The organism is Staphylococcus edaphicus (assembly GCF_002614725.1).
Lineage (GTDB): Bacteria > Bacillota > Bacilli > Staphylococcales > Staphylococcaceae > Staphylococcus > Staphylococcus edaphicus.
In genome coordinates this window covers 61,959-69,093 of the sequence record NZ_MRZN01000016.1, presented here as the reverse complement: position 1 = coordinate 69,093, position 7,135 = coordinate 61,959, and the positions used below count along the sequence as shown (strand labels likewise).

Below are 7,135 nucleotides of genomic sequence, written 5' to 3'. Positions count from 1 at the left end.
AAGAAAAATAGTAGCTCAACGAGCTACAAAATTATATAAAAATAAAGAAAACGTCAATTTCTATATAATTTCAATAGAAATTGACGTTTATTCTTTAATCAGAAATGTTTATGTCCCGGACTCTTTTTTATACAAAATTGGGTTTTTATTGTCATTGAACGCTGATAAGCTATGTAATTAAAAATATTGTAATTTATAATTGACTGTGTGTAGTATTTGATAACAATTTAATTTGAAGGTATATTGTATAATATATAGATTGAAAGTCTTAAAGTATGGGAGGCTATTACATGAGTAAAAATGAATTTAAAATTACAGTTGCAGATGGCACAATGATAGAAGTTAAATTGAATAAAGCTAAAAAAACAACCATTGGTGTCGTGCATATACTTCATGGAATGGCAGAACATATGGATCGATATGATCAACTTGTTGAATCATTAAATCAACAGGGCTATGATGTATTACGTCACAATCATCGTGGTCATGGCAAAGACATAAATGAAAAAGAACGTGGACAAATTGACAATCTAGAACAGGTTGCAGAAGATACATATGAAATTGCTGAAACGATGTGTTCAAGTTACCATCATATTCCTTACATTATGATTGGACATTCGATGGGATCAATTGTGGCACGTATTTTCGCTCAAAAATATCCAGATGCAGCACAAGGAATTATATTAACTGGGACTACACAATATCCTGTTTATTTGAGTATGCCACTTTGTATTTTATTAAAAATGATAACAATAATGTTAGGTAAACATCGTAGATTAAAATGGTTGAATCGAATCATGTACAAATCCTTCAATAAAAATATTGATAATCAAAAAACAACGAGTGATTGGCTCTCTAGTGACTCGAAAGAAGTAGAACAATTTATTAAAGATCCATATACAGGGTTCTTAGTTTCAAATCAATTAATTTATCAGATAATTAAACAAATGGTAGCAACGAGCCGATTGAAAAATATAAAGCAAATGAATCAAAAACTACCTGTTTTATTAATTTCCGGTAAAGATGATCCACTGGGTGATTATGGGAAAGGCATTAGAACATTAGGGAAGTTATATAAAAAAGCGGGTATAAAACATATAACAGTACAATTATATAAACATAAAAGACATGAAGTGCTTTTTGAACAAGGATATACGGAAACATGGCACCATATGTATGAGTGGATAGAAAAACAAATTTTAAAAAAACAAAGAAAAACATAAATAAAGTGAGTTGATACACATGGATAACGACAAACCCTTTTTAATCGTACTTGTTGGACCAACTGCAGTTGGTAAGACAGAATTTAGTATTGAATTAGCTAAAAAATATAATGGTGAAATTATAAGTGGGGATTCAATGCAAGTTTATAAACATATGGACATTGGTACAGCGAAAATAACGAAAGAGGAGATGGTAGGTATACCGCATCATATGATAAATATTTTAGAACCAGATGATCCATTTTCAGCGTACGCATTTAAAAGTCGGGCTCAGAAACTAATCATTGAGATTACTAATCGAGGCCATGTGCCAATCATCGTAGGCGGCACTGGTTTATACATTCAGTCGCTCATTTATGATTATGCATTTGAAGATGAAACCATATCAGAAGCACATAGCCAAAAAGTAGAATCGAAATTAGCTGAACTGGATAAATTATCTAATGACGATTTACATCAATATTTAGCCTCGTTTGATGGTGCATCTGCCGATAACATACATCCAAATAATCGAAAAAGAGTTAGAAGAGCAATACAATATTATTTAAATACAAAAAAACTTTTAAGTTCTCGTCAGAAAATGCAACAATATACAGAAAATTATGATACATTATTATTAGGGATAGAAATGTCGCGTGACACATTATATCAAAGAATTAATAAGCGTGTAGATATAATGTTGGAACGTGGGTTATTAAGTGAAGTGAAGCAACTCGTTGAAAAAGGTTATGAATCAAGTCAAAGTATGCAAGCTATTGGCTATAAAGAAATTGTACCTGTTGTTCATCATGAAGTAACGCTAGATGAGGCAAAGGATAAATTAAAGCAGCATTCTAGAAATTATGCCAAAAGACAAATGACTTGGTTCAAGAACAAATTAGACGTCTTGTGGTTAGATAGAGAGAAAATGTCACTATCATTAATGTTAGATGAAGTTTCAGTCCAAATACAGAAAAGGAGAACATAGTATGAACACAACAGAAAACATCCAAGACAAATTCCTAGGACAATTTAAGGCTGATCAAACAAAAGTAATTGTATTTTTAGTGAATGGTTTTCAAATGAAAGGTATCATTGAAGATTATGATAAGTATATCGTGTGTTTATTATCACAAGGTAAACAACATTTGATTTATAAACACGCAATTAGCACCTTCACAATTGATGAAGTAACTTCAACTGAAGAAAGTTAATTAACAATTGAATCATCAAAAATTAAATTGACTAATAACGGGGTTGGGACAATAAGGCGTCTCTACCCCGTTTATTATTGATGAATGTATTTGAGTTTTAACACGATATCATATATTTTTAGAGATTAATTAAACTGCGGAGCTATTGGTTGTTGAATTATGTTCTAAATTCAGCAGATGTTGTTTAAGTGTTAACCCGGCTCTAAAGCCTCTTAAGTCCCCGTTTTTACCAATAATTTTATGACATGGTACTACGATAAGGAATGGATTTTTGCCAATGGCATTAGCAACAGCTCTAACAGCAGTGGGTTGATTAATGTGTTGTGCGATTTCAGTGTAGGTAGCGGTATTTCCATATGGAACCGTAAGCAATGTACGCCAAACTCGTTTTTGAAAGTCTGTAGCGTCCCCTAAGTCTAATTCAATATTTTGACAAACTTGTCCATGGTTTAAATAGGCTTTAATTGAGTTAATAAAATAAGATGTTTTTGCATTGTTTTGTACAATGTCAATGTTGTGGATATACATGTGAATCTCGTTTGGTTCATCCAAGGAACTTACAAACACTAATCCGTTATCACTTACATAAACATATATAGCCTTTCCTTGGTAAATAAAATGGTCGTAGTAAACCTTTTTCATGATAATCACCTCGAAGAAAGTTTAACAAATAAGAGATAGGAATACGATGAGAATGAGCTTTTTAAAAATTAGAAAGCAATATTGGGATATTTTTTTATGTTATCATTAGTGAACAAGGAGTTGGCACGTATGAAAAAATATATGACACAAAAATGTTGGGAAAGTATCGTATATAATGATAAACAAGCAGATGACTCATTTGTATACGCGGTTAAAACGACTCGAATATTTTGTAAACCATCGTGTAAAGCAAGATTACCGAAAAAAGAAAATGTCTTTATTTATCATTCTGGTTCAGATGCATTAGATGATGGCTTTAGACCTTGTAAAAAGTGCAATCCATTAGGTAAACACAGCCATGATGAAACATGGTCAATACAGATTAAAAATATTGTGCATATGTATTACAAAGAGGATATGACTTTAGCGCAAATCACATCTTTATGTCACGGTAGTCCTTACCATTTGTCACGTCTGTTTAAAAAAGAAAATGGTATAACTATAATGGCATATCAACACAAACTGAGAATGGAAGAAGCAGCTTGTCTTTTACAAGAAGTATCATTACCAATACGTATAGTAGCGCAGAATATTGGTTATAAGACAACAAGTCATTTTATTAAACATTTTAAAAAATACTATGGTCAAACCCCCAAAGCATACCAATTATCATTAAATAACCGTAAAAATTAAAGCAGTTTCATGTGGAATGTCACACACGAAACTGCTTTTCACCTTAGGCATGCATTATATACTGATAGGGTGCTTTAATTTATAGTAATGCTTCAATTTCTGATTCGATTTGATTTGGTTTCTTCTGTGGTGAGAAACGTTGTACTACATTCCCATCTTTATCTACTAAAAATTTTGTGAAATTCCATTTTATTTTCTCATTGAAAAAGCCATTTTGTGCTTCTGTTAAAAATTTAAATAAGGGATGTTGATTTTCACCTTTAACATTTATTTTCTCATGCATTGGAAAAGAAACACCAAAATTGATTTTACAGTTTTGTGTAGCTTCTTCACCTGTGCCAGGTTCTTGGCCACCAAATTGATTACAAGGGAATCCTAAAACTATAAAATCTTGTTCTTTATACTTCTCATATAATGCTTGTAAGCCTTCGAATTGTGGCGTAAAGCCACATTCACTTGCAGTGTTTACAATTAACATTACTTTATTCTTATAAGCATCTAATTTATAAGCATCTCCATTTGGTTTTTGTACTTCTATGTCGTATATAGTCATATTAATTCACCTCTTTTTAATAATTTAACATAATTTAAGTTTATAGTCTTTATTTTGGCACTATGTTAGAATGGCAAAGAATACTTTGAAGAGAGGTGTATGTTATGCCACAACACCAAACATATACAACAGAACAAACATTGGAAACAGCTGTATTAATTGGCGTACATGGTCAAACAGATAAGGATTTTAACTTTGAGTCAACAATGGAAGAACTCGCATCGTTATCAAAGACATGTCAATTAAATGTTAAAGCGCAGTTCACTCAAAATAGAACACATGCGGACAATAAATATTATGTTGGTAAAGGTAAATTAGATGACATTAAAGCATATGTTGAATTTCATGATATAGATGTCGTTGTAGCAAATGATGAATTAACAACGGCACAATCAAAAACATTAAATGGTAATTTAAATGTGAAAATCATCGACAGAACACAATTGATTTTAGAGATATTTGCCCTCAGAGCACGTAGTAAAGAAGGTAAATTACAAGTCGAATTAGCGCAATTAGATTACTTAATGCCTAGGTTACAAGGGCATGGGCGAAGTTTATCTAGGCTCGGTGGCGGTATCGGCACTAGAGGTCCAGGTGAAACAAAATTAGAAATGGATCGTAGACATATCCGAACGAGAATGAATGAAATTAAGCATCAGTTAGAAACAGTGGTAGAACATCGTGAGCGATATCGTAATAAAAGAGAACAAAATCATGTATTTCAAGTTGCATTGATAGGATATACCAACGCTGGAAAATCATCGTGGTTTAATGTATTAGCAAATGAAACGACATATGAAAAAAATCTTCTTTTCGCCACACTTGATCCAAAAACAAGACAAATACAGATTAATGATGGCTTTAATTTAATTATTTCGGATACTGTCGGATTTATTCAAAAGTTACCTACCACATTAATTGCCGCTTTTAAATCTACATTAGAAGAAGCAAAAAATGCAGATCTGTTATTACATGTTGTAGACAGTAGTCATCCTGAATACCGTGGACAATATGATACAGTAAATCAAATTGTTAAGGACCTAGGTATGGATCAGATACCACAAGTGATTATTTTTAATAAAAAAGATTTAAATGAGGGCCCATTACCTACGACAAATAAACCATTTGTATTTGTTTCAAGTAAAGATGAACATGATATAGAAAAAGTGAAAGCACTCTTATTTAATCAAATTACACAAGTGCTTAATTACTATGAAGAAGTTGTACCGAGTGCAAATGCAGATCGCTTGTACTTTTTAAAACAACATACACTTATATCGGAATTAGAGTTTGATGAAGTAAATGCGACGTATAATGTAAAAGGGTATAAAAAAGAATAGAAGGAAGTTATGAAATGGAAGATATGAAACAACTGATTGAAACAACAGAGGCTACTTTAACACCATATTTTAAGGTGATAGAAGAAACTGCCTTCGTAAATCAGGAAAAGGTACTTGATGCGTTTCATGCGGTGAAAGCTACTGAAAGTGATTTACAGGGAACAACTGGCTATGGTTATGATGATTTTGGTAGAGATCATCTAGAAGAAATCTATGCACATACATTTAAAGCAGAAGATGCTTTAGTTAGACCACAAATCATTTCTGGAACGCATGCGATTACAATCGCTCTACAAAGTACATTGAAATATGGAGATGAGTTATTATATATAACTGGCAATCCGTATGATACGCTATTAGAGGTAATAGGAATTAATGGAAATGGTATTGAAAGCCTCAAGGAACATGGTGTGCATTACAATAAGGTAGATTTGAAAAATGGAGATATAAATATTCAAGAGGTATTGAAGCAAATCAATGATCAAACCAAAGTGATAGCAATTCAACGTTCTAAAGGCTATGACCAACGTCCATCTATAAATTTAGATGTGATCGAAAACGCCATAAAACAAATCAAAGCACAGCATCCTAACATCATCATTTTTGTAGACAATTGTTATGGTGAATTTGTAGAGCAGCGTGAACCGATAGAATGCGGAGCAGATTTAATAGCAGGATCTTTAATTAAGAATCCAGGCGGTGGTTTAGCAAAAATTGGTGGATATATTGCAGGTAAAAAAGATTTAATCGCTCGCTGTGGTTATCGTTTAACTGCACCAGGCATTGGAAAAGAAGCTGGGGCATCGCTTAATTCTTTACAAGAAATGTATCAAGGATTCTTTTTAGCACCGCATGTGGTTAGTCAAAGTTTAAAAGGCGCACTATTCACAAGTCTGTTACTAGAAAAAATGGAAATGCGTACAAATCCAAGATATGACGAGCCAAGAACAGATTTAATTCAAACTGTTGCGTTTGAAAATAAAGAACAAATGATTCGATTTTGTCAAAGTATTCAACAAGCATCCCCAATTAATGCGCATTTCAGTCCTGAACCGGCATATATGCCAGGATATGAAGATGACGTGATTATGGCGGCAGGAACATTTGTACAAGGTTCTTCAATTGAACTTTCAGCAGATGGACCTATTCGACCGCCATTTGAAGCATACGTCCAAGGTGGCTTAACGTATGAACATGTAAAATTAGCTGTTTCAAGAGCGGCCCACCATTTGAAATCACAGCAATTAATATAATATCAGAATGAGTGCCATATATGTATTATAAGGCGTGGTAGTGTACGTTTGCTGCTGCGATATATAGTTGCATATATGGATTTTTTTGAAAAAATTTAAGGAATTTTCTAAAAACTATCATTTTTCGCTTTTAAAATGATTGTCAAAGGTAGTTATATCAAGGGATTTAAACTCTATGTCAGAAAACCTGACATATCTTTGAATTAATCCTATTATTGTGCTAAATTAATATCAAGTT

The 7,135-nt window shown here is 32.6% G+C and carries 9 protein-coding genes; 7 read left to right on the top strand and 2 right to left on the bottom strand.

The annotated features are described in order from the left end of the window. The 4 genes from BTJ66_RS14035 to hfq form a co-directional block, all read left to right on the top strand. Nucleotides 1–181, top strand: a 181-nt coding sequence (locus tag BTJ66_RS14035; RefSeq protein ID WP_420801884.1) for a hypothetical protein, incomplete at its 5' end; no start/stop codon positions are given. A 109-nt stretch (nt 182–290) separates the two neighbouring features. Next, nucleotides 291–1,223 carry an alpha/beta hydrolase gene (locus BTJ66_RS09890; RefSeq protein WP_099090800.1) on the top strand — a complete coding sequence of 311 codons (933 nt, stop codon included), beginning with the start codon at nt 291–293 and terminating at the stop codon, nt 1,221–1,223. Nucleotides 1,224–1,242: 19 nt separating this feature from the next. Continuing rightward, on the top strand, nt 1,243–2,190 hold the full coding sequence (miaA, locus tag BTJ66_RS09885) for a tRNA (adenosine(37)-N6)-dimethylallyltransferase MiaA (protein WP_099090799.1): 948 nt from the start codon (nt 1,243–1,245) through the stop codon (nt 2,188–2,190). A gap of 1 nt (nt 2,191) precedes the next feature. Then, nucleotides 2,192–2,416 (top strand): RNA chaperone Hfq, encoded by a 225-nt coding sequence (hfq, locus tag BTJ66_RS09880; protein WP_099090798.1) that lies wholly within the window; start codon nt 2,192–2,194, stop codon nt 2,414–2,416. A gap of 129 nt (nt 2,417–2,545) precedes the next feature. Here hfq and BTJ66_RS09875 read toward each other — a convergent pair whose 3' ends face one another. After that, on the bottom strand, nt 2,546–2,968 hold the full coding sequence (locus tag BTJ66_RS09875; protein WP_161940556.1) for a methylated-DNA--[protein]-cysteine S-methyltransferase: 423 nt from the start codon (nt 2,966–2,968) through the stop codon (nt 2,546–2,548). 219 nt (nt 2,969–3,187) lie between these two features. Here BTJ66_RS09875 and BTJ66_RS09870 point away from each other — a divergent pair, with 219 nt between their 5' ends. Then, entirely contained in the window at nt 3,188–3,751 is a 564-nt protein-coding gene (locus BTJ66_RS09870; protein WP_161940555.1) for an Ada metal-binding domain-containing protein, read from the top strand. Between the two features lie 79 nt (nt 3,752–3,830). Here the strand turns inward: BTJ66_RS09870 and BTJ66_RS09865 are convergent, their stop codons facing one another. Further along, the gene (locus tag BTJ66_RS09865) at nt 3,831–4,304 is read right to left on the bottom strand and encodes a glutathione peroxidase (protein ID WP_099090795.1); all 474 of its coding nucleotides are present in this window, start codon (nt 4,302–4,304) and stop codon (nt 3,831–3,833) included. Between the two features lie 104 nt (nt 4,305–4,408). On the opposite strand from BTJ66_RS09865, the gene hflX reads away from it, so the two are divergent. Further along, nucleotides 4,409–5,644, top strand: coding sequence for a GTPase HflX (hflX, locus tag BTJ66_RS09860; RefSeq protein ID WP_099090794.1), 1,236 nt, complete (start codon nt 4,409–4,411; stop codon nt 5,642–5,644). A gap of 14 nt (nt 5,645–5,658) precedes the next feature. Continuing rightward, the gene (locus BTJ66_RS09855; RefSeq protein ID WP_099090793.1) at nt 5,659–6,897 is read left to right on the top strand and encodes a methionine gamma-lyase family protein; all 1,239 of its coding nucleotides are present in this window, start codon (nt 5,659–5,661) and stop codon (nt 6,895–6,897) included. Nucleotides 6,898–7,135: the final 238 nt, after the last annotated feature.

Coding starts and splice junctions, on each gene's coding strand:
- miaA (WP_099090799.1), top strand. CDS start 1,243: ATGGATAACGACAAACCCTTTTTAATCGTACTTGTTGGACCAACTGCA.
- BTJ66_RS09870 (WP_161940555.1), top strand. CDS start 3,188: ATGAAAAAATATATGACACAAAAATGTTGGGAAAGTATCGTATATAAT.
- hfq (WP_099090798.1), top strand. CDS start 2,192: ATGAACACAACAGAAAACATCCAAGACAAATTCCTAGGACAATTTAAG.
- hflX (WP_099090794.1), top strand. CDS start 4,409: ATGCCACAACACCAAACATATACAACAGAACAAACATTGGAAACAGCT.
- BTJ66_RS09890 (WP_099090800.1), top strand. CDS start 291: ATGAGTAAAAATGAATTTAAAATTACAGTTGCAGATGGCACAATGATA.
- BTJ66_RS09865 (WP_099090795.1), bottom strand. CDS start 4,304: ATGACTATATACGACATAGAAGTACAAAAACCAAATGGAGATGCTTAT.
- BTJ66_RS09855 (WP_099090793.1), top strand. CDS start 5,659: ATGGAAGATATGAAACAACTGATTGAAACAACAGAGGCTACTTTAACA.